This window comes from Exiguobacterium sp. s150 (assembly GCF_018618435.1).
Lineage (GTDB): Bacteria > Bacillota > Bacilli > Exiguobacteriales > Exiguobacteriaceae > Exiguobacterium > Exiguobacterium alkaliphilum.
In genome coordinates, this window is the sequence record NZ_JACSMC010000018.1 from 22,939 (window position 1) to 47,080 (window position 24,142).

Sequence of the window (24,142 nt, forward strand, 5' to 3'; positions counted from 1 at the left end):
CCCCTTGGTAGATGTTAATCGATTTGAATATATGAAAATCGGCTTGGCTTCACCGGAGAAGATCCGTTCGTGGTCTTACGGGGAAGTCAAAAAGCCGGAAACAATCAACTATCGTACACTTAAACCAGAGAAGGACGGATTGTTCTGTGAACGAATCTTCGGTCCGACGAAAGACTGGGAATGTTACTGCGGGAAGTACAAACGAATCCGTTATAAAGGAGTCATTTGTGACCGCTGTGGCGTTGAAGTGACGAAAGCGAAAGTGCGTCGCGAGCGTATGGGCCATATCGAGCTCGCGGCACCGGTTTCGCACATCTGGTACTTCAAAGGAATTCCAAGCCGGATGGGCCTTGTGCTCGACATGTCACCACGTGCGCTCGAAGAAGTGATTTACTTCGCGTCGTACGTCGTGACCGAGCCAGGTGACACGCCGCTCGAGAAGAAGCAACTCCTCTCGGAAAAAGAATTCCGTCTCTACCGCGAGAAATACGGTAGCGACTTCAAAGCAGACATGGGTGCGGAAGCGATTCGGACACTCCTTCAAGACGTTCAACTCGAGAAGGAAGTCGGAGAACTCCGCGAAGAATTGAAGACGGTTCAAGGACAGCGTCGTACACGTGCGATCAAACGCCTTGAAGTACTCGATGCATTCTTCACGTCAGGGAACAATCCGGACTGGATGATCCTTGAAGTACTTCCTGTCATCCCGCCAGAGCTTCGCCCGATGGTGCAGCTCGACGGTGGACGCTTCGCGACATCGGACTTGAACGATTTATATCGTCGTGTCATCAACCGTAACAACCGTCTCAAACGTTTGCTCGACCTCGGCGCGCCGAACATCATCGTGCAAAACGAGAAGCGTATGCTTCAAGAAGCGGTTGACGCTTTGATTGATAACGGTCGTCGTGGACGTCCGGTCACAGGTCCTGGTAACCGTCCGCTCAAATCACTTTCACACATGTTGAAAGGGAAACAGGGTCGTTTCCGTCAAAACCTTCTTGGTAAACGGGTCGACTACTCAGGACGTTCGGTTATCGTCGTTGGACCAAACTTGAAGATGTACCAGTGTGGTCTCCCGAAAGAGATGGCACTCGAACTCTTTAAGCCGTTCGTGATGAAAGAACTCGTCGGTCGCGGCATCGCGTCGAACATCAAGAACGCAAAACGCAAGATTGAGAAGATGCAACCTGAAATCTGGGGCGTCCTTGAAGAAGTCATCCGTGAGCATCCGGTTCTCTTGAACCGTGCCCCGACGCTTCACCGTCTCGGAATCCAGGCGTTTGAACCGATTCTCGTAGAAGGTCGCGCGATTCGCCTTCACCCGCTCGTATGTACGGCTTACAACGCCGACTTCGATGGAGACCAAATGGCGGTTCACGTTCCACTTTCTGCAGAAGCGCAAGCGGAAGCTCGTCTTCTCATGCTCGCAGCACAAAACATTTTGAACCCGAAAGATGGAAAACCAGTCGTTACACCATCGCAGGATATGGTCCTCGGTAACTACTACATCTCGCTTGAGCGCGACGATGCCATCGGTCAAGGGAAAGTCATGTCGAACGTCAACGAAGCACTCATCGCGTACCAAAACGGTTACGTCCACTTGCACTCGCGTGTGGCGGTTCCGGCGCGGACACTCAACAACCCGACGTTCACAGACGAACAAAATGAGAAACTATTGATCACGACGGTCGGGAAGATGATCTTCAACGAAATCTTGCCGAACACGTTCCCATACTTGAACGAGCCGTCAATGGAAAACTTGCAGGAAGCAACACCTGACAAGTACTTCATCGACAAAGGTGCGAACGTCGCGGAAGAAATCGCCGCACGTCCACTCGTCGAGCCGTTCAAAAAAGGATTCCTTGGAAAAGTCATCGCGGAAGTGTTCCAGAAGTTTGAAACGACTGAAACAAGCCGCATGCTTGACCGGATGAAAGACCTCGGCTTCAAACACTCGACAAAAGCGGGTGTGACGGTCGGGATCTCGGACATCATCGTTCTTCCGGATAAACAAGAAATCCTCGATGAAGCACAGAAACAAGTCGACCAAATCATGAAATCGTTCCGCCGTGGTCTCATCACTGAAGATGAGCGCTATGAGCGTGTCGTCCGGTCGTGGAACGAAGCGAAAGATGAGATTCAGTCACGCTTGATGAAATCCCTCAACCGCTTGAACCCGATCTTCATGATGTCTGATTCTGGTGCCCGTGGTAACGCGTCCAACTTCACGCAGCTCGCAGGGATGCGTGGTTTGATGGCCGCTCCATCTGGCCGCATCATCGAACTTCCGATCAAATCGTCGTTCCGTGAGGGACTGACGGTTCAAGAGTACTTCATCTCGACGCACGGTGCGCGTAAAGGTCTTGCCGATACAGCCCTTAAGACGGCTGACTCAGGTTACTTGACGCGTCGTCTCGTCGACGTTGCCCAAGATGTCATCATCCGTGAAGAAGATTGTGGAACGGACCGCGGAATCCGCGTCGCCGCTCTCCGCGAAGGCACGGAAGAAATCGAGAGCTTGTATGACCGCCTCGTCGGCCGTACATCGTTCGAGACAGTGGCACATCCGGAAACGGGAGAAGTCATGGTCGAGAAGAACCAACTCATCACCGAAGAGCTTGCCCGTGAAATCGTCGATGCTGGCGTTGAGCGCGTTGAAATCCGTACTGCCTTCACATGTAACACGTCACACGGCGTATGTAAGAAGTGTTACGGACGCAACTTGGCGACCGGTTCGAACGTCGAAGTCGGGGAAGCAGTCGGAATCATCGCCGCGCAATCAATCGGTGAGCCAGGAACGCAGCTTACGATGCGTACCTTCCACACAGGTGGGGTAGCCGGAGATGATATCACACAAGGTCTTCCGCGTATCCAAGAGGTATTTGAGGCCCGTAACCCGAAAGGTCAAGCGGTCATCTCGGAAATCCCGGGTACAGTCATCGACTTCACAGAGTCGCGCGACAAGCGTGAACTCACAGTCGAAGGACTCAGCGAAACACGTTCATACACGATTCCGTTCGGAGCACGTCTCCGTGTCCAAATCGGTGATACGGTCGACGCTGGGGAAGTCTTCACGGAAGGTTCGATCGATCCGAAAGAGTTGCTCACCGTCCGTGGTGTATCGGGTGTTCAGAACTATCTTCTCCAAGAAGTTCAAAAAGTATACCGGATGCAAGGGGTAGAAATCGGCGATAAGCACGTCGAGGTCATGGTTCGCCAAATGCTTCGTCGCGTCAAAGTCATCGAATCAGGTGACACGCCGCTTCTCCCAGGTTCGCTCGTCGATATCAGCGTCTTCAAAGAGGCATGTAAAGATGCTCTCCGCGATGGCAAGAGCCCGGCGACAGCCAAACCGGTCCTTCTCGGAATCACGAAAGCATCGCTTGAGACAGACTCGTTCCTCTCGGCCGCTTCGTTCCAAGAAACGACTCGCGTGTTGACAGACGCTGCCATCAAAGGCAAGCGTGACTATCTCCTCGGTCTCAAAGAGAACGTCATCATCGGTAAGCTCGTTCCTGCTGGTACAGGGATGCCGGTTTACCGCGATGTCGAGCTCAAAGAGGACAAGGCAGAAGTCGCTCTCGAAGACACGACAGTGGAATAAAAACGTCTTGACAGCATTCGTTGGCGGTGCTACTATGATTTAGTGCCGCCAATCGGTTGTTGTCGTAGACAACGGTGTCCAGCAGTCGGCAAGCTACTTGGACGTCACCCGATCTTTCTTCGGAAGGATTTGGCTGCTATCTTTGCCACTTTCAAGGTATAACTCACGTTTTTGCGAGGTCATGGAATGCCTACGCCTCGTAAAAGCGTTTCGTTATGACCTTAAATGAACCACCCGGGTCGGTGGGTCTAGAAAATAGCACAATTCAGGAAGGGAGGATCTTCAAAGATGCCTACTATCAACCAGTTAGTCCGTAAAGGACGTAAATCGAAAGTCGTTAAATCTGACTCTCCAGCACTTAACAAAGGTTACAACAGTTTCATCAAGTCACAAACAAACGTGAGCTCGCCACAAAAACGTGGTGTTTGTACACGTGTTGGTACAATGACTCCGAGGAAACCGAACTCGGCGTTACGTAAGTATGCTCGTGTTCGCTTGACGAACCAAATCGAAGTGACTGCGTACATCCCAGGTATTGGCCACAACCTTCAAGAGCACAGCGTTGTTCTTATTCGTGGAGGACGTGTAAAAGACTTAGCAGGGGTACGTTACCACATCGTTCGTGGTGCGCTTGACACTGCAGGTGTTGACGGACGTATGCAAGGCCGTTCTAAATACGGTACGAAACGTCCGAAAGCTGCGAAGAAGTAATTCTCGCTTACTAAAACTACAACTACTGAAATTTTGAAAGGAGGGTACTCGGATGCGTAAAAACCGTGCAGAACGTCGTGACGTTATCGCAGATCCGATCTACAACTCGAAATTGGTAACTCGCCTCATTAACCGTGTCATGTTAGACGGTAAAAAAGGTACAGCTCAAACTATCATTTACAACGCATTTGGCCTCATCGCTGAACGCTCAGGCAAAGAGCCTATGGAAGTGTTCGAAGAAGCAATGAACAACATCATGCCTGTACTTGAAGTTAAAGCTCGCCGTGTTGGTGGAGCAAACTACCAAGTTCCTGTTGAAGTTCGTCCAGAGCGCCGTACGACACTTGGTCTTCGTTACCTCGTGAACTACGCTCGTCTCCGCAACGAGAAGACGATGGAGCAACGTATCGCGAACGAAATCATGGATGCAGCCAATAACACTGGTGCTTCAGTTAAGAAACGCGAAGACATGCATAAGATGGCAGAAGCGAACAAAGCGTTTGCTCACTATCGTTGGTAATTTAAACGTAAAGTCCACTCCACGTCACCAAGCGGTGGCTTAATGGAGTGGCTTTCGGGTATAATCATATCGTGTGCCAGCACACGAAAAACACATGCGGAAGGAGAATACCCAGTATGGCAAGAGAATTCTCCCTAAAGAATACTCGTAACATCGGGATCATGGCTCACATCGATGCCGGTAAAACGACAACGACTGAACGTATTCTTTATTACACAGGTCGTATCCACAAAATTGGTGAAACTCATGAAGGAGCTTCACAAATGGACTGGATGGAGCAGGAGCAAGAGCGTGGAATCACGATCACTTCTGCAGCGACAACTGCACAGTGGAATGGCCACCGTGTAAACATCATCGATACACCTGGACACGTAGACTTCACAGTTGAAGTTGAGCGTTCACTTCGTGTACTTGATGGCGCAGTAGCAGTACTTGATGCACAATCAGGCGTTGAACCACAAACAGAAACTGTATGGCGTCAAGCGACGACTTACGGTGTTCCACGTGTCGTATTCGTCAACAAGATGGATAAGATCGGTGCGGACTTCTTGTACTCGGTGAAAACACTTCACGAGCGTCTTCAAGCCAATGCACACCCAATCCAACTTCCAATCGGTGCGGAAGACGAATTCAAAGGAATCGTTGACCTCGTCGAAATGAAGACGTACATGTACTCGAACGACCTCGGTACAGACATCGAAGTAATCGAAGGCTTCCCAGCTGACATGGCTGACCAAGCTGAAGAACTTCGCGGTCAATTGATCGAAGCGGTCGCGGACTACAACGAAGAGTTGATGATGAAATACCTCGAAGGCGAAGAGATCTCAATCGAAGAACTCAAAGCTGGTATTCGTAAAGCAACACTCAGCGTAGAATTCTACCCTGTACTCGTTGGTTCGGCCTTCAAAAACAAAGGTGTTCAATTGATGTTGGACGCAGTTGTTGATTACCTCCCATCACCAGTTGATGTTGAGTCAATCAAAGGGGTTAACCTCGATACAGAAGAAGAAATCACGCGTGAACCTTCGGATGAAGCGCCGTTCTCGGCACTCGCATTCAAAGTCATGACTGACCCTTACGTCGGTAAATTGACATTCTTCCGTGTGTACTCTGGTACAGCACAAGCTGGTTCGTATGTGAAGAACTCGACTAAAGGGAAGCGTGAGCGTCTCGGTCGTATCCTTCAAATGCACGCGAACAGCCGTGAAGAAATTCCAATGGTATACGCTGGTGACATCGCCGCAGCTGTTGGTCTTAAAGATACAACGACTGGTGATACGCTTTGCTCAGAGAAAGACAACGTCGTTCTCGAGTCAATGACATTCCCAGAACCGGTTATCTCGGTCGCAATCGAGCCTAAATCGAAAGCTGACCAAGACAAGATGGGTCAAGCCCTCGCGAAACTCGCAGAAGAGGATCCAACATTCCGCACTGAAACAAACCAAGAGACAGGTCAAACGATCATCTCTGGTATGGGTGAGCTTCACCTTGATATCCTCGTTGACCGTATGCGTCGCGAATTCAAAGTAGAAGCAAACGTTGGTGCACCACAAGTTGCTTACCGTGAGACAATCCGTGGCGCTGCGAAGATCGATTCGAAATTCGTACGTCAATCGGGTGGACGCGGTCAGTACGGTCACGTTGTCGTAGAATTCGAGCCGAACGAAGAAGGCGCTGGATTCGCATTCGAGAACAAGATCGTCGGTGGTGTTGTCCCACGTGAATACGTCCCAGCTGTTCAAAACGGGATTGAAGAAGCTCTCGAAAACGGTATCCTCGCTGGCTACCCAGTAGTTGACGTTAAAGCTGCCCTCGTCTTCGGATCGTACCACGATGTCGACTCGAACGAGATGGCGTTTAAAGTTGCTGCTTCGATGGCGGTTAAACAACTTAAGGAACAAGCGAAAGCTGTTATCCTTGAGCCAATGATGCGTGTTGAAGTTGTTATCCCAGAAGAATACTTGGGAGACATCATGGGTGACGTCACGTCACGCCGTGGACGCGTAGAAGGTATGGAAGCACGCGGTAACGCACAAGTCGTTAAGGCGATGGTTCCACTTTCGGAAATGTTCGGATATGCAACGTCACTTCGTTCACGTACACAAGGACGCGGAACGTACTCGATGCACTTCGACCACTACGAAGAAGTACCGAAGTCAATTGCTGAAGAAATCATCAAAAAAGCGAACGGCTAATAACGGTTGTAACGCTGAATTGATTGTTGTAAGCTAAGGAGGACGTATGTTAAAAGTAGCCTACGTCTTCCTAGTTAAATAAAAACTAATTGTCTAATAGAGGAGGAATCTAGAATGGGTAAAGAAAAATTCGACCGTTCTAAACCGCACGTTAACGTTGGTACAATCGGCCACGTCGACCACGGTAAAACTACTTTGACTGCAGCAATCTCTGCTGTACTTTCAAAAGCACAAGGTAAGGCTGCTACGAAGTTTGACCAAATCGATGGTGCTCCTGAAGAGCGCGAGCGCGGTATCACAATCGCAACAGCTCACATCGAGTACGAAACTGAGAAACGCCACTATGCACACGTTGACTGCCCAGGTCACGCTGACTATGTTAAAAACATGATCACTGGTGCTGCACAAATGGACGGCGCGATCCTCGTTGTTTCTGCAACAGATGGCCCAATGCCACAAACACGTGAGCACATCCTTCTTTCACGTCAAGTAGGTGTTCCTTTCATCGTCGTATTCATGAACAAAGTTGACATGGTTGACGACGAAGAACTCCTCGAGCTCGTTGAAATGGAAATCCGTGAACTTCTTTCTGAGTACGACTTCCCAGGCGACGACCTTCCAGTAATCAAAGGTTCAGCACTTGGCGCGCTTAACGGCGAAGCTCAGTGGGAAGAAAAAATCATGGAACTCATGAACGCTGTTGATGAGTACATCCCTGAGCCAGTTCGTGACACGGACAAAGACTTCATGATGCCAGTTGAGGACGTATTCTCAATCACTGGTCGCGGTACTGTAGCGACTGGTCGTGTTGAGCGTGGTGTTCTCCGCGTCAACGACGAAGTTGAAATCGTTGGTCTTACAGAAGAAACGAAGAAAACTGTATGTACTGGTGTAGAGATGTTCCGTAAGCTTCTCGACTACGCTGAAGCTGGCGACAACATCGGTGCACTTCTCCGTGGTGTATCACGCGACGACATCGAGCGTGGACAAGTACTTGCTAAGCCAGGTTCAATCACGCCACACTCGAAGTTCAAAGCTTCAATCTACGTTCTTTCTAAAGAAGAGGGTGGCCGTCACACGCCATTCTTCGCGAACTACCGTCCGCAGTTCTACTTCCGTACAACTGACGTAACAGGTATCGTTCACCTTCCAGAAGGTACTGAAATGGTAATGCCAGGAGACAACATCGAGTTGACGATCGAATTGATTTCTACAATCGCGATCGAAGACGGAACACGTTTCTCAATCCGTGAGGGTGGCCGTACTGTAGGTGCTGGTTCTGTAACACAAATCATCGAGTAATCGATGTTCAAAGCGGTCCGCATTTGCGGATCGCTTTTTTTGTTTAGGTGGCGTCATGGTAAGATAGCACATATGGAATCAAAGGAGCGATGATGATGAAAGAGAAACTAGAGACGCTGTGCCGATTGAACGGAATCGAATGCCGCATCGGGGGTTCGACGTTACTGAAACATCATGGACTCATCGACGTGGCAAATGATTTCGATATTTTTGTAGAACCCGATCAATTTGAGCGACTTGATAACGTGCTCAGTCGAGTTGGGGAAAAGCGTGATTCAAAACCGCATGCCGATTATTTAACAACGTACTTTGGTGAGTATGAAGTTGAAGGGGTGGAGGTCGATGTGATGGCGTCGTTTCGGATGAAGTGCACGGACGGCATCTATACACATCCATACGTCGAGCCCGTGAACGGCTGGATGCATCTCGAGGAGTGGGCCGTGCTTTACACGGTCATGGAGCGAACGGATAAAGTCGACCGTATCAAGGCGTATTTCCACGATCATGCATTCGATAAGGCGATTGTTCGAAAGTGCCTCTTGCGGGCCCCGGATTCGATTGTCGAGCAGGTGATGACGCGGTTTCAAGTTGAAATGAAACGCTAGGTCGAGTTGACACAGGAGTTCGTTTCGAAAATAGTTCAACAAAAGAAAGAAAATAGCTTGCAAATGGCTCGGAATCTTGTTACATTAGTGAACGTTGAATAACTCATCAGACATCCGGCGCGTTCAAAAAAATCAAATCTTGCAATTCATTTGCGGATTCGATATAATGATTAAGTGTTTGTGCGAGTGGTGAGAGACTTTACAGCAGAAAACGGGTCCAATCGTTGATTTGCAATGATCGGATGCCTCTGCAGACACAAGCACGCTGCGATGAAGCGGGAGGTTATGACACGCCAGGCAGCTTTGCCATGGCCGGTGTGGAAATTTCCGCGGAGAACTGTCTATTTTTAAAATAGGCGACAAAGGAGGGAAACTTACATGGCAAATGAAAAAATCCGTATTCGTTTAAAAGCATACGACCATCGCGTTCTCGATCAATCAGCTGAGAAAATCGTTGAAACTGCGAAGCGTTCAGGTGCAAAGGTTTCGGGACCAATCCCGCTTCCAACTGACAAATCGATCTACACGATTCTTCGTGCGGTTCACAAGTACAAAGATGCTCGTGAGCAGTTCGAGATGCGTACACACAAACGCTTGATCGACATCGTCAACCCAACACCAAAAACGGTTGATGCGCTTATGCGCCTCGAATTACCATCAGGTGTTGACATCGAAATCAAACTTTAATTCTTCATATAGTAGATACTAGCCAGAAGAGACAATAATTATTAAACAGGAGGTGTATCTCATGGCTAAAGGAATCTTAGGAACAAAACTCGGTATGACTCAAATCTTCAACGAAGCAGGCGAAGTCGTACCAGTAACAGTAGTTGCTGTCGAAGGAAACGTTGTGCTTCAACTTAAAACAGTTGAAACGGACGGTTACGAAGCAGTCCAACTCGGTTTCAGCGACGTGAAAGAATCACGTCAAAACAAACCGGCAAAAGGTCACGCTGCGAAAGCAAACGCGACACCTAAGCGCTTCATTAAAGAGATTCGTACTTCAGTAGAAGGATACGAAATCGGTCAAGAGATCAAGGCGGACATTTTCGCTGCAGGTGAATTAGTAGACGTTACAGGTACTTCAAAAGGTAAAGGATTCCAAGGTGCGATCAAGCGTCACGGACAATCACGTGGACCAATGGCTCACGGTTCGCGCTACCACCGTCGTCCTGGTTCGATGGGTCCTGTAGCTCCTAACCGCGTATTCAAAGGGAAGCTTCTTCCTGGTCAAATGGGCGGCGAGCGTAAAACGATTCAAAACCTTGAAATTGTTAAAGTTGACGTGGAACGCGGCCTTGTACTCGTTAAAGGCGCAATCCCAGGCGCTCGCAAGTCGAACGTCATCATCAAAACAGCGGTAAAAGGTAACTAATTAACTGCACGGAAAGGAGGAATTACGAATGCCTAAAGTAGCTTTGCTTAACCAAACAGGTTCACAAGTTGGCGAAATCGAATTGGCAGAAGCCATCTTCGGTATCGAGCCAAACGATTCAGTACTTTATGACGCGATCGTCATGCAACAAGCATCACGCCGTCAAGGTACTCACGATACGAAAGGTCGCTCGGAAGTACGCGGTGGCGGCCGTAAACCATGGAAACAAAAGGGAACTGGTCGTGCGCGCCAAGGTTCGATCCGCTCACCACAATGGGTTGGTGGTGGAACAGTCTTCGGTCCAACTCCACGTTCATACGCTTACAAGCTTCCTAAGAAAGTTCGTCGTCTTGCACTTCTCTCGGCTTTGTCGACTAAAGTACAAAACAACGAAATGATCGTCCTCGAAGGCCTTGCTTTCGATGCACCAAAAACAAAAGATATGGCTGCTGTACTTAACAGCCTTTCAGTAGAACGTAAGGCTCTCGTAGTCACAGCGGACTACAATGAGACTATCGCTCTCGCAGCTCGTAACATCCCAGGAGTGACTGTGATCGAAGCAGCAGGCGTGAACGTTCTTGACCTCGTTGCTAACGACAAAGTCATCTTCACTAAAGATGCGGTTGCGAAGGTAGAGGAGGTGCTTGCATAATGGCTCAAGCATACGATATCATCAAACGCCCGATCATCACTGAGCGTTCAGTTAGCCTCATGGAAGCTAACAAATACGTTTTCGAGATCGAAGTTAAAGCGACTAAATCGCAAGTGAAACACGCTATCGAAACAATCTTCAACGTGAAAGTTGCTTCGGTAAACACAATGAACATGAAACCGAAAGCGAAACGTGTCGGTCGTCACTCTGGTTACACATCGCGTCGTAAGAAAGCGATCGTAACTCTTGCTGAAGGCAACACAATCGACTTCCTCGGTTAATTGATTACTTTACAAGAAAAGGAGGGAATCCTCGATGGCAATTAAAAAGTTTAAGCCGACCACTAACGGTCGCCGTAACATGACATCTCTCGACTTTGCAGAGATCACTACGAATCGCCCTGAAAAATCGTTAACTGAAAAGCTTTCGAAAAAAGGCGGACGTAACAACCAAGGTCGTTTGACTGTACGTCACCAAGGTGGCGGACACAAACGTAAATACCGTATCATCGATTTCAAACGTAACAAAGATGGCATCGTCGGACGCGTAGCAACGATCGAGTACGATCCAAACCGTTCAGCGAACATCGCCCTCATCAACTATGCAGATGGTGAGAAACGTTACATCCTCGCTCCTAAAGGGATCAAAGTAGGCATGGAAATCATGGCTGGCCCAGAAGCGGACATCAAAGTAGGGAACGCGTTGCCACTCGCAAACATCCCTGTCGGTACTACTATCCACAACATCGAGCTTAAGCCTGGTAAAGGCGGTCAGCTTGTTCGTGCGGCTGGTGCATCGGCACAAATCCAAGGACGTGACGGCAAGTACGTCATCGTTCGTCTTCAATCAGGTGAATCACGCTTGTTCCTCGGCACTTGCCGCGCGACAGTCGGTTCAGTTGGTAACGAAGAACACGAACTCGTTAACATCGGTAAAGCAGGACGTTCACGTTGGTTAGGCAAACGCCCAACAGTACGTGGTTCTGTCATGAACCCGGTTGATCACCCACACGGTGGTGGTGAAGGTCGTGCGCCAATCGGTCGTTCGGGCCCACTTACTCCTTGGGGTAAACCAGCTCTTGGTCTTAAAACACGTAAGAAAAACAAATCGAGCGACATGTACATTCTCCGTCGCCGTAAGAAATAATCACTACATGATTCTCGGGCGGTTCGAAAGGGCCGTTCCCGAATCATTCCAAAGGGAGGTTCTATCATGGGTCGCAGCTTGAAAAAAGGTCCATTCGCAGATCACCACTTGCTCGCTAAAGTTGACAAACTCAACGAATCTGGTGAGAAGCAGGTTATTAAAACTTGGTCACGTCGCTCGACGATCTTCCCAGAATTCATGGGTCACACGTTCGGTGTACACGATGGTCGCAAACACGTACCAGTATTCGTGACAGAAGACATGGTTGGTCACAAACTTGGTGAGTTCGCTCCAACACGCACGTACAAAGGTCACGGATCAGACAAGAAAACGAAACGGTAATTTGAGGGGAGGTCAAATCCATGCAAGCTAAAGCATCAGCTAATATGGTCCGTCTTGCTCCTCGCAAAGCACGTCTCGTTGTAGACTTAATTCGCGGGAAACAAGTCGGCGAAGCGCTCTCTGTCCTTGCTCACACGAACAAGGCAGCGTCGCCAGTTGTTGAAAAAGTATTGAAGTCGGCAATTGCTAACGCAGAGCACAACTACGATATGAACATTGAGAACCTTGTCGTTACAGAAGCATTTGTTAACGAAGGTCCAACACTCAAACGCTTCCGCCCACGTGCGATGGGTCGCGCAAGCCGTATTAACAAACGCACAAGCCACATCCACATCGTGGTAACTGAAAAATAAGGAGGGATATGTAGTGGGTCAAAAGGTAAATCCGCACGGTCTTCGCGTTGGTATTATCAAAGACTGGGATTCGCGTTGGTACGCTGAGAAAGACTACGCAGATCTCCTTCATGAAGACTTCGTTATTCGTGAATATATCGAAAACAAAATGAAGGATGCTAGTGTTTCTAAAGTAGAAATCGAGCGCGCTGCAAACCGCGTAAACATTTCGCTTCACACTGCGAAACCAGGTATGGTTATCGGTAAAGGTGGTTCGGAAATCGAGTCACTCCGTAAAAACATCACGAAACTTGCAGAAGGCAAACGTGTTCACATCAACGTTGTTGAAGTGAAAAACGCGGACGCTGTTGCAAAACTCGTTGCTGAAAACATCGCTCGTCAATTGGAAGGTCGCGTATCTTTCCGTCGTGCAATGAAGCAATCAATTCAACGTTCGATGCGCACTGGCATCAAAGGGATCAAAACAGAAGTTTCTGGTCGTCTTGGTGGCGCTGACATCGCTCGTTCAGAGAAATACTCGGAAGGAACAGTTCCACTTCACACACTCCGTGCCGATATCGACTACGGAACAGCTGAAGCAGACACAACTTACGGTAAAATCGGAATTAAAGTCTGGTTGTACCATGGTGAAGTTCTTCCAATAAAAAACAACACAGCGAAAAACGCTGAATAATAAACACTCTTTCAGGAAGGAGGCAACACACTATGTTGTTACCTAAACGCGTGAAATATCGTCGTGTACACCGTGGTAAAATGCGCGGGAATGCAAAACGCGGCACAACAGTACATTTCGGTGAATTCGGTCTCCAAGCTCTCGAAGCGAGCTGGATCACAAACCGTCAAATCGAATCAGCACGTATCGCAATGACACGTTATATGAAACGTGGTGGTAAAGTGTGGATCAAGATCTTCCCACACAAACCATACACGAAAAAGCCTCTCGAAGTCCGAATGGGTTCGGGTAAAGGTGCTCCAGAAGGCTGGGTAGCTGTAGTTAAGCCTGGCAAAGTAATGTTCGAAATCGCAGGTGTATCTGAGGAAGTGGCACGTGAGGCACTTCGTCTTGCATCGCACAAACTTCCAGTTAAATGTAAGTTCGTGAAACGTGAAGAAAATGGTGGTGATACGAATGAAAGCAACTGATCTCCGTCAATCAACAACTGAAGAGCTCAACGGTAAAGTCGGCGAGTGGAAAGAAGAACTCTTTAACCTTCGTTTCCAATTAGCTACAGGTCAGCTTGAGAATCCTGCTCGTATCCGTGAAGTACGCAAGTCGATTGCGCGTGCTAAAACGATTCTTCGTGAACGCGAACTCGGCATCAACAACGGCTAATCTAATCGGATTCTTGAAGAGGAGGTAACACTCATGGAACGCAATCAGCGTAAAGTGCTCACTGGACGCGTCGTGTCTGACAAAATGGACAAAACGATCGTCGTTGCAGTTGAAACAAAAGTACGTCATAAGCTTTATGGTAAGCGTGTAAACTACACGAAGAAATTTAAAGCGCATGATGAGAACAATGTCGCTAAAGTTGGCGATATCGTACGCATCGCGGAAACACGTCCACTTTCGAAAGACAAACGTTTCCGTCTCGTAACAGTAATTGAAGAATCAGTAATCATCTAATAACAGTTCGGATCTATAAACATCCGGAGGGAGGTACACTCGCATGATTCAACAAGAATCTCGCTTGAAAGTAGCAGACAACTCTGGCGCGCGTGAACTGTTGACAATTAAAGTCCTCGGTGGTTCAGGTCGTAAGACTGCAAACATCGGTGATATCATCGTCGCGACGGTAAAACAAGCAACACCAGGTGGCGTTGTTAAAAAAGGTGACGTTGTCAGAGCAGTTGTCGTTCGTACAAAACGCGGCGCTCGTCGTAAAGATGGTTCGTACATCCGTTTCGATGAGAACGCAGCAGTCATCATCAAAGATGACAAGAGCCCACGCGGCACACGGATCTTCGGGCCAGTTGCACGTGAACTTCGTGAAAAAGAATTCATGAAGATCGTTTCGTTGGCACCGGAAGTACTTTAATTTCCAATTTCAATCCTATAAGGAGGTGCGCAAACGATGCATGTTAAAAAAGGCGATACAGTCCAGGTAATGTCTGGTAAAGATAAAGGCAAGCAAGGGGTTATCCTCAAAGCGATGCCAAGCAAGAACCGCGTAGTCGTAGAAGGTATCAACGTGATTAAAAAACACTCGAAACCATCACAAGCGAATCCACAAGGCGGTATCCTTGAAATCGAAGCACCAATTCACGTCTCGAACGTCATGCCACTCGACCCGAAAACGGGCAAACCAACTCGTGTTGGTTTCAAAGTAGTCGATGGTAAAAAAGTTCGTGTCGCGAAATCGGGCGAAGTACTCGATAAATAAGAAGAACGTGACGAAAGGAGGTCCATTCGACTATGAACCGTTTGCAAGAGAAGTATAAAAGCGACATCGTGAAAGCGATGATGGATAAATTCAACTATGACTCAGTCATGCAAGTACCGAAGGTCGACAAGATCGTCATCAACATGGGTGTAGGTGACGCTGTTTCGAACTCGAAAGCACTTGATATGGCAGTGGAAGAATTATCAATTCTTTCTGGTCAAAAACCACTCGTAACGAAGGCTAAGAAATCAATCGCTGGTTTCAAACTTCGTGAAGGCATGCCAATCGGAGCGAAAGTAACACTTCGCGGCGAGCGCATGTACGATTTCCTCGACAAATTGGTAACTGTTTCACTTCCACGTGTACGTGACTTCCGCGGTGTATCGAAGAAAGCATTCGACGGACGCGGTAACTACACGCTTGGCGTGAAAGAGCAACTTATTTTCCCTGAGATCGATTACGATAAAGTATCTAAAGTACGCGGTATGGACATCGTTGTTGTTACAACAGCGAACACAGACGAAGAAGCTCGTGAATTGCTCACACTTCTCGGAATGCCATTCCAAAAATAATCTAAAGGGAGGTCGACAACATGGCTAAAAAGTCAATGGTGAATCGCGAAATCAAACGCGAGAAACTCGTTGCCCAGTACGCTGAAAAACGTGCGAAGCTTAAAGCTGAAGGCGATTATATCGGACTCAGCAAATTGCCACGTAACTCGTCACCTGTTCGCTTGCACAACCGTTGCAGCATCACAGGTCGTCCACATGGTTACATGGGTAAATTCGGGATCAGCCGTATCAAGTTCCGTGATCTTGCATACAAAGGTCAAATCCCTGGTGTTAAAAAAGCAAGCTGGTAATCCACTAAAGTGTGAAAGGAGGTACATCGCATGGTAATGACAGACCCAATTGCAGATATGCTTACACGTATCCGTAACGCTAACATGGTTCGCCATGAAAAATTGGAGCTTCCAGCTTCGAACATCAAACGTGAGGTTGCAGAGATCCTCAAGCGTGAAGGTTTCATTCGCGATGTTGAATATATCGAGGACGCTAAACAAGGTACACTTCGTCTTTTCCTTAAATATGGAGCAAGCAACGAACGTGTTATCACTGGTCTCAAACGTATTTCGAAACCAGGTCTTCGCGTATATGCAAAAGCAGATGAAGTACCAAAAGTACTCGGAGGACTCGGTATCGCAGTTCTTTCGACATCAAAAGGTCTTATGACTGATAAAGAAGCTCGCCAACAACAAGTCGGCGGCGAAGTGATCGCCTACATCTGGTAAGTCACTTTTCTAACAAGAACGGAGGTGTAATCAATGTCACGTATTGGTAAAAAACCAGTTACGATTCCAGCTGGCGTTACTGTCACGGTTGCAGAAGACAACACGGTCACAGTAAAAGGTGCTAAAGGTGAACTTTCGCTTTCAGCTAACCCAGCATTGGAAATCAAAGTTGAAGAGAACGAATTGACTGTCGTTCGTCCGGATGACTCGAAAGAGAACCGTACGATCCACGGTACGACACGTGCCCTTATCGCCAACATGGTGGAAGGTGTGTCTAACGGATTCCAGAAAACACTTGAGATCTCAGGGGTTGGTTACCGTGCTGCTAAGCAAGGGAACAAACTCGTCCTCAGCCTCGGTTACTCGCACCCAATCGAGTACGTTGCTGAAGAAGGTATCGAGATCGAAGTACCTTCAAACACGCAAATCATCGTAAAAGGGATTAACAAAGAGCGCGTCGGTCACGTTGCTGCTCAAATCCGCTCGTACCGTGCTCCAGAACCTTACAAAGGTAAAGGTGTTCGTTACTCTGATGAACGTATTCGCCGTAAAGAAGGTAAGACTGGTAAGTAATTCGTCACGAAATGAACGGAAAGGAGTGGCATAAATGATCACAAAAGCAGATAAAAATGCAGTTCGTAAAAAGCGTCATGCTCGTGTACGTCGTACGATCTCGGGGACAGCAGTTCGTCCACGTTTGAACGTCTTCCGCTCAAGCAAACACATTTACGTACAACTCATCGATGACGCGTCACAAACAACGCTTGTGTCAGCATCTTCGAAAGATAAAGCTCTCGATCTTACAAACGGTGGTAACGTTGAAGCAGCGAAAGCTGTCGGTAAACTTGCTGCTGAACGTGCACTCGAGAAAGGTATCGACACAGTTGTGTTCGACCGTGGTGGATACCTCTATCATGGCCGCGTCAAAGCTGTTGCTGAAGCAGCTCGTGAAGCAGGTCTTAAATTCTAATAAAAAGGAGGGGACACTCGATGCGCCAGTTAGACGTTAACATGGAACAACTCGAAGAACGCGTTGTTACCGTAAACCGCGTCGCGAAAGTCGTGAAAGGTGGCCGTCGCTTCCGTTTCGCCGCTCTCGTCGTCGTAGGTGACAAAAATGGTCACGTCGGTTTCGGTACAGGTAAGGCACAAGAGGTGCCAGAAGCGATCCGCAAGGCTATTGAAGCCGCTAAGAAAAACATGGTTCAAGTACCAATGGTCGGTACAACGATTCCACACGAAATCACAGGAGTATTCGGAGCAGGTCGTGTATTCATGAAACCAGCTTCTGAAGGTACTGGGGTTATCGCAGGTGGTCCGGTTCGTGCCGTACTCGAACTTGCAGGTGTAGGTGACATCCTTTCGAAATCGTTAGGTTCGAACACACCAATCAACATCGTCCGCGCGACGGTACAAGGCTTGACAGAGCTTAAAAAAGCAGAGGAAGTTGCTAAACTACGCGGTAAAAGCGTAGAAGAACTTCTTAAATAAGGGAGGGAACTAGACATGGCGAAACTCGCAATCACCCTCACACGCAGCATTATTGGCCGTCCTGAGGATCAGCGTGTAACAGTACGTACACTTGGTCTTCGCAAAATGCATCAGACAGTCGTTGTCCCTGACAACGTCGCGATGCGCGGTATGGTCAAAAAAGTGTCGCACCTTGTGACTGTAAAAGAAATCAACGAATAATCAAAAGATCTTATTAAATAAGGAGGTGCCACTATGAAACTCCATGAATTGAAGCCAACTCCAGGTTCACGTCACGAACGCAACCGTGTCGGTCGCGGTATGGCGACTGGTAACGGTAAAACTTCTGGCCGTGGACACAAAGGTCAAAAAGCTCGTTCGGGCGGTGGCGTTCGTCCAGGATTTGAAGGTGGGCAAAACCCACTCTACCGTCGTCTTCCAAAACGCGGTTTCAACAACCCGACTCGTAAAGAGTACGCAGTTGTATCCCTAGACACGCTTAACCGTTTCGAGGCAGGTACTGAAGTAACTCCAGAACTCTTAATCGAGACTGGTGTTGTCAGCTCTGCTAAAGACGGGATCAAAGTACTTGCTAACGGCAAGCTTGAAACGAAATTGACTGTAAAAGCCAACAAATTCTCGGGTGCAGCGAAAGAAGCGATCGAAGCAGCTGGCGGTTCCGTTGAGGTGATCTGATGTTTCAGACGATCTCCAATATGTGGCGCGTGAAAGATATTCGACAGCGTATTCTCTTCACACTCGCAATCATCATCATTTTCCGCATCGGGGCCCATATCCCGGTGCCGATGGTGAATACGGATGTGTTGCGTTTTGACTCAGGTGGTCTTCTCGACTTCCTGAACTTGTTTGGAGGAAATGCTTTACAGAACTTCTCCCTGTTCGCAATGGGGATCATGCCGTACATTACGGCATCGATCGTCGTACAACTCTTACAGATGGATGTCGTTCCGAAGTTTGCCGAATGGGCAAAACAAGGAGAGGCGGGTCGTAAGAAGTTAGCGACGGTCACGCGCTATGGGACGATCATCTTAGGATTTATTCAAGCGACTTCGTTGTCGTTTGGGTTCAACCGCCTCTACCCAGGTCTCGTCAATGAGACGTGGGGAACGGCTACCTACTTTGTGATCGCGATTGTACTCACTGCAGGTACAGCGTTCTTGATGTTCTTAGGTGAGATGACGACGGAGAGAGGTGTTGGGAATGGTATTTCCATCATTATCTTCGCCGGTATCGTCGCTGGGTTCCCAAGAATCTTCACGCAGATTTATGAGACGAAGCTCCAAAATGCTGGAGACGCGTTATTCATTAACGTTGTTTACTTGGTTGTATTGGCACTCGTTATTTTGGCTGTGACGGTTGGGATCATTTATGTTCAACAAGCGGCACGCAAAATTCCGATTCAATATGCGAAGCGTACGGCGAACCGCACCCCTGTGGGCGGTCAGTCAACGCACTTGCCAATCAAGCTAAACGCGGCTGGTGTTATCCCGGTTATCTTCGCGATTTCCTTCATGGTGACACCGCCAACTGTTGCAAGCTTCATTGCTTCTCCTGAAACGACGCAGAAGTTGCAGACCTACTTCGATACGACAGCTCCGATTGGAATGTCCATCTATGTAGCGCTCATCATCGCGTTCGCTTACTTCTATACATTCGTTCAGGTTAACCCGGAACAGATGGCAGAAAACTTGCAGAAGCAAGGTGGTTATATCCCTGGGATTCGTCCTGGGGCGCAAACAGAACAGTACATCACGAAGTTGCTTTATCGATTGACGTTCTTCGGGGCGATCTTCTTATCGGTCGTCGCGATCATGCCGACAATCTTCATTAAGCTTGCCGGTCTCCCAACTTCGGTGCAAATCGGAGGAACGAGCTTGTTGATCGTCATCGGGGTAGCCCTCGAGACGATGAAACAAATCGAAAGCCAACTCGTAAAACGACACTACAAAGGCTTTATCCGTTAAAGCGGAAGGAAGGGTAAACCCTTCCTTCCTGTCGTGTTACGACTAGTTCGTGAAAAACAAAACTGGAGGCTAACTGAGATGAATCTAGTACTCATGGGCTTACCGGGTGCAGGGAAAGGGACTCAAGCGTCGAAAATCGTCGAAGAGTACCAAATCCCACACATTTCGACAGGCGACATGTTTCGTGCGGCAATCAAAGGCGGAACGCCACTCGGCAAAGAAGCAAAATCGTTCATGGATAAAGGCGAACTCGTACCGGATGAGGTTACAATCGGAATCGTACGTGAGCGCTTGAGTCAAGATGACACGAAGAACGGCTTCCTACTCGATGGATTCCCGCGTACTGTTGCTCAAGCAGAGGCACTCGAAAGTTTGCTTAAAGATTTGGGAAAACAGATTGACCATGTCGTGAACATCGATGTGGATGCGGAAATTCTCGTCCCGCGTTTGACAGGTCGTTGGATCTGCCCGACGTGTGGTGCGACATATCACGTCATCTTCAACCCACCAAAAGTGGAAGGGATTTGTGATGTGGATGGGTCGGCTCTCATGCAACGTGAAGACGATAAAGAGGAAACGGTTCGCCGTCGCCTTGACGTCAACGTCGAGCAATCGAAACCACTCATTGACTTTTACGCTGAAAAAGGGTATCTTCGTACATTGGATGGAGATCGTCCAATCGATGTCGTTTACGCCGATGTCAAAGCGTTACTCGGTGATACTGAATGATCATCACGAAGACGCCTCGTGAAATTGCGATTATGCGTGAGGCTGGGCAAATTGTTGCTCGAACGCACCAGGTGCTTAAACAGCACATCAAACCAGGAATTACAACGCTTGAGCTCGACCGGATTGCGGAAGATTATATTCGCAGCCAAGGTGCAACACCTTCGTTCAAAGGTTACAACGGGTTTACCGGTAGCGTTTGTGCGTCGGTGAATGAAGAGCTTGTTCATGGCATTCCGGGGGAACGGGTATTGAACGACGGAGATATCATCTCCATCGACATCGGTGCCCATTACAACGGATACCATGGAGACTCTGCCTGGACTTATCCAGTCGGAACAATCTCGGACGAGACGCAGCGGTTACTTGACGTAACCGAAGAAAGTCTGTATAAAGGATTGGAGCACGCCAAGGCTGGACAGCGATTAACGGATATCTCGCATGCGATTCAAGCGTATGTCGAGGCACACGATTTTTCTGTCGTCCGCGAATACGTCGGTCATGGTGTCGGTCAAAATTTGCATGAAGAACCGCAAATCCCACACTATGGTCCACCGGGGAAAGGGCCACGCCTGAAGACTGGAATGACGTTAGCTATCGAACCGATGGTGAACGCTGGTCAACGCTATGTTCGAACACTGGCTGACAACTGGACAGTTGTGACAGTGGACGGTAGCATGTGCGCCCACTTTGAGCACACCATCGCCATCACAGACGATGGATACGAGATTTTAACGAAACTCGATTCCGGTGAATGAGGCTCTATTGCTTCGTGCTGATCCGTTACGGATCCTTCTCTCACAGTACAATGCGATAGATCGTCTGTGCTCCTAAATATCTTCATATAGAAAGGGGAATAAATGATGGCGAAACAAGATGTCATTGAAGTGGAAGGCACTGTTGTCGAACCACTTCCAAACGCAATGTTTAAAGTGGAGTTAGAAAACGGCCACACGGTGCTCGCGCACGTCTCAGGGAAAATTCGGATGCACTACATTCGAATCCTTCCAGGTGACCGCGTAACTGTCGAGTTGTCTCCGTACGACTTGACTCGCGGGCGGATTACGTACCGTTACAAGTAACTCCGATTTTTCCAGGAGGAGGGTATAATCATGAAAGTAAGACCGTCGGTAAAACCGATCTGCGAAAAATGTAAAGTTATTCGTCGTAAGGGTAAAGTAATGGTAATTTGCGAAAACCCGAAACACAAACAAAAACAAGGTTAATCTAAGAGGAGGTGCACACATGGCACGTATTGCTGGTGTAGATATTCCACGCGAAAAACGTATCGTTATTTCGCTCACATACATCTTTGGTATTGGTAAAACAAGAGCACAAGAAATTTTGAAGGCTGCAAACGTATCTGAAGATTCACGCACACGTGATTTGACAGAGGACGAAATCAACCGCATCCGTGAAGCAATTGACGGAATCAAAGTTGAAGGTGACCTTCGTCGTGAAGTTTCACTCAACATTAAGCGTTTGATCGAAATCGGCGCATATCGCGGTGTTCGTCACCGTCGTAGTCTCCCTGTTCGCGGTCAAAACACGAAGAACAACTCGCGTACTCGTAAAGGCCCACGCCGTACAGTAGCGAACAAGAAGAAGTAAAGGAGGGAATTGAACAATGGCGAAACGTAAGCAAAACGTACGTTCTAAACGTAAAGTTAAAAAACATGTTGAATCTGGTGTGGTCCACATCCGTTCTACATTCAACAACACAATCATCACAATCACTGATACGCAAGGTAACGCGATCTCATGGGCTACTTCTGGTAACCTTGGATTTAAAGGATCACGTAAATCGACTCCGTTCGCAGCACAATTGGCTGCTGAAACTGCAGCGAAAGTTGCAATGGACAACGGTATGCGCACAGTAGAAGTTAACGTTAAAGGTCCTGGTGCTGGACGCGAAGCGGCTATCCGTGCCCTCCAAGCTACTGGTCTTGAAGTAACTGCAATCCGTGACGTAACACCAGTTCCGCACAACGGTTGCCGCCCTCCAAAACGTCGCCGCGTATAATCGCTTGAGCGTGTGATGGGCATTCCTAGCACGGACAGCATATACAATGCAGTGCAAACTGCATGGCAGGATACACTCAAGGAGGGGTTCAGATGATCGAGATTGAAAAACCAAAGATCGAAACGGTCGAAATCAGCGAGGATGCTACGTTTGGTAAATTCGTAGTCGAACCGCTTGAACGTGGATATGGCACGACTCTTGGTAACTCACTACGTCGAATTTTATTGTCATCGCTTCCTGGTGCAGCGGTAACGGCAGTTCAAATCGATGGCGTGCTTCACGAGTTCTCTACGATTGACGGTGTCGTTGAAGACGTCACACAAATCGTATTAAACCTGAAGAAGTTAGCGCTCAAAGTGTACTCGGACGAAGAGAAGACGCTTGAGATTAACGTTTCAAGTGCCGGTGCTGTCACTGCGGCAGACATTACCCATGATAGCGACGTTGAAATCTTGAATCCTGAGCTCCACATCGCGACTCTCGCTGACAACGCGACGCTTCGCATGCGTTTGACTGCTCGCCGTGGTCGTGGTTACGTCCAGGCAGAAGACAACAAACGTGATGATATGCCGATTGGTGTCATTCCAATCGATTCGATCTACACACCGATTCAGCGTGTAAACTACGAAGTAGATAAAACACGTGTCGGTCAAGACGCTAGCTTCGATAAGCTTCTATTAGACGTGTGGACAGATGGTTCAATCCGTCCGGAAGAAGCGGTATCGCTCGGGGCGAAAATTTTGACAGAACACTTGAACATCTTTGTTGGCTTGACGGACGAAGCTCTCAATGCAGAAATCATGGTCGAGAAAGAAGAAGACCAAAAAGAAAAAGTACTCGAAATGACGATTGAAGAACTCGATCTTTCAGTTCGTTCGTACAACTGCTTGAAGCGCGCCGGCATCAACACTGTTCAAGAACTCGCAAACAAATCAGAGGAAGAGATGATGAAAGTCCGTAACCTCGGACGTAAATCACTCGAAGAAGTTCAACTCAAGTTGGACGAGCTCGGTTTGGGCTTGCGTAAAGAAGACTAAGTTCAACCGAAGGAGGGAAATGTAATGGCTTATTCGAAACTTGGCCGTACAAGCTCACAACGTAAGGCACTTTTGCGTGATCTTGCAACTGACCTTATTATCAACGAGCGCATTCAAACAACTGAACAAAAAGCGAAAGAACTTCGCCCAGTCGTTGAAAAATTGATCACTCTTGGGAAACGTGGCGATCTTCATGCCCGTCGTCAAGTTGCTTCATTCGTTCGCAAAGAGAACGCTGGAGAAAAAGACGCAATCCAAAAATTGTTCGAAGACGTGGCACCACGCTACGCTGAACGTCAAGGTGGATACACGCGCATCATGAAAGTCGGCCCACGCCGCGGTGATGGTGCAGAAGTTGTAATCATCGAACTCGTCTAATTCATTAGGCAGTCAACAGGGCATGCGGTGACGTATTGCCCTG

The 24,142-nt window shown here is 48.2% G+C and carries 36 protein-coding genes; all 36 read left to right on the top strand.

Annotated elements, in window-relative coordinates:
• Positions 1-4: 4 nt before the first annotated feature.
• The 36 genes from rpoC (at position 5) to rplQ (ending at position 24,099) form a co-directional block, all read left to right on the top strand.
• Complete coding sequence (gene rpoC, locus KNP76_RS09795) at positions 5-3,604, top strand: DNA-directed RNA polymerase subunit beta' (RefSeq protein ID WP_214844434.1); 3,600 nt, start codon at positions 5-7, stop codon at positions 3,602-3,604.
• A 288-nt stretch (positions 3,605-3,892) separates the two neighbouring features.
• Entirely contained in the window at positions 3,893-4,315 is a 423-nt protein-coding gene (rpsL, locus tag KNP76_RS09800; RefSeq protein ID WP_214709847.1) for a 30S ribosomal protein S12, read from the top strand.
• Between the two features lie 52 nt (positions 4,316-4,367).
• On the top strand, positions 4,368-4,835 hold the full coding sequence (rpsG, locus tag KNP76_RS09805) for a 30S ribosomal protein S7 (RefSeq protein WP_021066600.1): 468 nt from the start codon (positions 4,368-4,370) through the stop codon (positions 4,833-4,835).
• Positions 4,836-4,951: 116 nt separating this feature from the next.
• A complete protein-coding gene (gene fusA / locus KNP76_RS09810) occupies positions 4,952-7,030 on the top strand; it encodes an elongation factor G (RefSeq protein ID WP_034804017.1) in 2,079 nt (692 codons plus the stop codon).
• Between the two features lie 114 nt (positions 7,031-7,144).
• On the top strand, positions 7,145-8,332 hold the full coding sequence (tuf, locus tag KNP76_RS09815; RefSeq protein WP_034817130.1) for an elongation factor Tu: 1,188 nt from the start codon (positions 7,145-7,147) through the stop codon (positions 8,330-8,332).
• A 95-nt stretch (positions 8,333-8,427) separates the two neighbouring features.
• Positions 8,428-8,937 (top strand): hypothetical protein, encoded by a 510-nt coding sequence (locus KNP76_RS09820; protein WP_214844435.1) that lies wholly within the window; start codon positions 8,428-8,430, stop codon positions 8,935-8,937.
• A 378-nt stretch (positions 8,938-9,315) separates the two neighbouring features.
• The gene (gene rpsJ, locus KNP76_RS09825; RefSeq protein WP_016508894.1) at positions 9,316-9,624 is read left to right on the top strand and encodes a 30S ribosomal protein S10; all 309 of its coding nucleotides are present in this window, start codon (positions 9,316-9,318) and stop codon (positions 9,622-9,624) included.
• Positions 9,625-9,685: 61 nt separating this feature from the next.
• Positions 9,686-10,312 (top strand): 50S ribosomal protein L3, encoded by a 627-nt coding sequence (gene rplC, locus KNP76_RS09830; protein ID WP_214844436.1) that lies wholly within the window; start codon positions 9,686-9,688, stop codon positions 10,310-10,312.
• A gap of 28 nt (positions 10,313-10,340) precedes the next feature.
• A complete protein-coding gene (gene rplD / locus KNP76_RS09835; protein WP_214844437.1) occupies positions 10,341-10,964 on the top strand; it encodes a 50S ribosomal protein L4 in 624 nt (207 codons plus the stop codon).
• Positions 10,964-11,245: a 50S ribosomal protein L23 gene (rplW, locus tag KNP76_RS09840; RefSeq protein ID WP_024372184.1), complete on the top strand. Its 282-nt coding sequence runs from the start codon at positions 10,964-10,966 to the stop codon at positions 11,243-11,245. Before rplD ends, rplW begins: the two co-directional genes overlap by 1 nt.
• Before the next feature lie 34 nt (positions 11,246-11,279).
• Positions 11,280-12,110: a 50S ribosomal protein L2 gene (gene rplB, locus KNP76_RS09845; protein ID WP_034817133.1), complete on the top strand. Its 831-nt coding sequence runs from the start codon at positions 11,280-11,282 to the stop codon at positions 12,108-12,110.
• Between the two features lie 66 nt (positions 12,111-12,176).
• Positions 12,177-12,452: a 30S ribosomal protein S19 gene (gene rpsS, locus KNP76_RS09850; RefSeq protein ID WP_012727673.1), complete on the top strand. Its 276-nt coding sequence runs from the start codon at positions 12,177-12,179 to the stop codon at positions 12,450-12,452.
• A gap of 20 nt (positions 12,453-12,472) precedes the next feature.
• Positions 12,473-12,805, top strand: a complete 333-nt coding sequence (gene rplV / locus KNP76_RS09855) for a 50S ribosomal protein L22 (RefSeq protein WP_024372186.1) — start codon at positions 12,473-12,475, stop codon at positions 12,803-12,805.
• Between the two features lie 13 nt (positions 12,806-12,818).
• The gene (gene rpsC / locus KNP76_RS09860) at positions 12,819-13,478 is read left to right on the top strand and encodes a 30S ribosomal protein S3 (RefSeq protein WP_214844438.1); all 660 of its coding nucleotides are present in this window, start codon (positions 12,819-12,821) and stop codon (positions 13,476-13,478) included.
• A gap of 32 nt (positions 13,479-13,510) precedes the next feature.
• On the top strand, positions 13,511-13,948 hold the full coding sequence (rplP, locus tag KNP76_RS09865; RefSeq protein WP_012727670.1) for a 50S ribosomal protein L16: 438 nt from the start codon (positions 13,511-13,513) through the stop codon (positions 13,946-13,948).
• On the top strand, positions 13,935-14,138 hold the full coding sequence (gene rpmC / locus KNP76_RS09870; protein WP_012727669.1) for a 50S ribosomal protein L29: 204 nt from the start codon (positions 13,935-13,937) through the stop codon (positions 14,136-14,138). The genes rplP and rpmC overlap by 14 nt, the downstream gene beginning before the upstream one ends.
• 33 nt (positions 14,139-14,171) lie before the next feature.
• Entirely contained in the window at positions 14,172-14,432 is a 261-nt protein-coding gene (rpsQ, locus tag KNP76_RS09875) for a 30S ribosomal protein S17 (protein WP_034804034.1), read from the top strand.
• Between the two features lie 43 nt (positions 14,433-14,475).
• A complete protein-coding gene (gene rplN / locus KNP76_RS09880; RefSeq protein ID WP_012727667.1) occupies positions 14,476-14,844 on the top strand; it encodes a 50S ribosomal protein L14 in 369 nt (122 codons plus the stop codon).
• A 36-nt stretch (positions 14,845-14,880) separates the two neighbouring features.
• On the top strand, positions 14,881-15,189 hold the full coding sequence (gene rplX, locus KNP76_RS09885; RefSeq protein ID WP_021066612.1) for a 50S ribosomal protein L24: 309 nt from the start codon (positions 14,881-14,883) through the stop codon (positions 15,187-15,189).
• Positions 15,190-15,221: 32 nt separating this feature from the next.
• Positions 15,222-15,761, top strand: a complete 540-nt coding sequence (gene rplE / locus KNP76_RS09890; protein WP_024372189.1) for a 50S ribosomal protein L5 — start codon at positions 15,222-15,224, stop codon at positions 15,759-15,761.
• A gap of 20 nt (positions 15,762-15,781) precedes the next feature.
• Positions 15,782-16,051, top strand: a complete 270-nt coding sequence (gene rpsN, locus KNP76_RS09895) for a 30S ribosomal protein S14 (RefSeq protein ID WP_034804036.1) — start codon at positions 15,782-15,784, stop codon at positions 16,049-16,051.
• Positions 16,052-16,081: 30 nt separating this feature from the next.
• Complete coding sequence (gene rpsH / locus KNP76_RS09900) at positions 16,082-16,480, top strand: 30S ribosomal protein S8 (RefSeq protein WP_034804038.1); 399 nt, start codon at positions 16,082-16,084, stop codon at positions 16,478-16,480.
• A 33-nt stretch (positions 16,481-16,513) separates the two neighbouring features.
• Positions 16,514-17,053, top strand: a complete 540-nt coding sequence (gene rplF, locus KNP76_RS09905; protein WP_024372191.1) for a 50S ribosomal protein L6 — start codon at positions 16,514-16,516, stop codon at positions 17,051-17,053.
• Positions 17,054-17,087: 34 nt separating this feature from the next.
• Positions 17,088-17,450 (top strand): 50S ribosomal protein L18, encoded by a 363-nt coding sequence (rplR, locus tag KNP76_RS09910; protein WP_034804040.1) that lies wholly within the window; start codon positions 17,088-17,090, stop codon positions 17,448-17,450.
• A 20-nt stretch (positions 17,451-17,470) separates the two neighbouring features.
• Complete coding sequence (gene rpsE / locus KNP76_RS09915) at positions 17,471-17,971, top strand: 30S ribosomal protein S5 (protein WP_034817136.1); 501 nt, start codon at positions 17,471-17,473, stop codon at positions 17,969-17,971.
• 15 nt (positions 17,972-17,986) lie between these two features.
• A complete protein-coding gene (rpmD, locus tag KNP76_RS09920) occupies positions 17,987-18,172 on the top strand; it encodes a 50S ribosomal protein L30 (RefSeq protein WP_024372193.1) in 186 nt (61 codons plus the stop codon).
• Between the two features lie 33 nt (positions 18,173-18,205).
• Positions 18,206-18,646 (top strand): 50S ribosomal protein L15, encoded by a 441-nt coding sequence (rplO, locus tag KNP76_RS09925; protein WP_021066618.1) that lies wholly within the window; start codon positions 18,206-18,208, stop codon positions 18,644-18,646.
• The gene (gene secY, locus KNP76_RS09930) at positions 18,646-19,935 is read left to right on the top strand and encodes a preprotein translocase subunit SecY (RefSeq protein WP_034804046.1); all 1,290 of its coding nucleotides are present in this window, start codon (positions 18,646-18,648) and stop codon (positions 19,933-19,935) included. Before rplO ends, secY begins: the two co-directional genes overlap by 1 nt.
• A gap of 78 nt (positions 19,936-20,013) precedes the next feature.
• Positions 20,014-20,664 carry an adenylate kinase gene (locus tag KNP76_RS09935; protein ID WP_214844439.1) on the top strand — a complete coding sequence of 217 codons (651 nt, stop codon included), beginning with the start codon at positions 20,014-20,016 and terminating at the stop codon, positions 20,662-20,664.
• Positions 20,661-21,419, top strand: a complete 759-nt coding sequence (map, locus tag KNP76_RS09940; protein ID WP_034804052.1) for a type I methionyl aminopeptidase — start codon at positions 20,661-20,663, stop codon at positions 21,417-21,419. Before KNP76_RS09935 ends, map begins: the two co-directional genes overlap by 4 nt.
• 105 nt (positions 21,420-21,524) lie before the next feature.
• Positions 21,525-21,743 (top strand): translation initiation factor IF-1, encoded by a 219-nt coding sequence (gene infA / locus KNP76_RS09945; RefSeq protein WP_021066622.1) that lies wholly within the window; start codon positions 21,525-21,527, stop codon positions 21,741-21,743.
• Between the two features lie 30 nt (positions 21,744-21,773).
• Positions 21,774-21,887 carry a 50S ribosomal protein L36 gene (gene rpmJ / locus KNP76_RS09950; protein ID WP_003156543.1) on the top strand — a complete coding sequence of 38 codons (114 nt, stop codon included), beginning with the start codon at positions 21,774-21,776 and terminating at the stop codon, positions 21,885-21,887.
• 19 nt (positions 21,888-21,906) lie between these two features.
• The gene (gene rpsM / locus KNP76_RS09955) at positions 21,907-22,272 is read left to right on the top strand and encodes a 30S ribosomal protein S13 (RefSeq protein ID WP_024372197.1); all 366 of its coding nucleotides are present in this window, start codon (positions 21,907-21,909) and stop codon (positions 22,270-22,272) included.
• A 16-nt stretch (positions 22,273-22,288) separates the two neighbouring features.
• Positions 22,289-22,684: a 30S ribosomal protein S11 gene (gene rpsK, locus KNP76_RS09960; protein ID WP_034804056.1), complete on the top strand. Its 396-nt coding sequence runs from the start codon at positions 22,289-22,291 to the stop codon at positions 22,682-22,684.
• Positions 22,685-22,776: 92 nt separating this feature from the next.
• A complete protein-coding gene (locus tag KNP76_RS09965) occupies positions 22,777-23,721 on the top strand; it encodes a DNA-directed RNA polymerase subunit alpha (protein ID WP_021066625.1) in 945 nt (314 codons plus the stop codon).
• A gap of 24 nt (positions 23,722-23,745) precedes the next feature.
• Entirely contained in the window at positions 23,746-24,099 is a 354-nt protein-coding gene (gene rplQ / locus KNP76_RS09970; protein WP_012727650.1) for a 50S ribosomal protein L17, read from the top strand.
• Positions 24,100-24,142 lie beyond the last annotated feature (43 nt).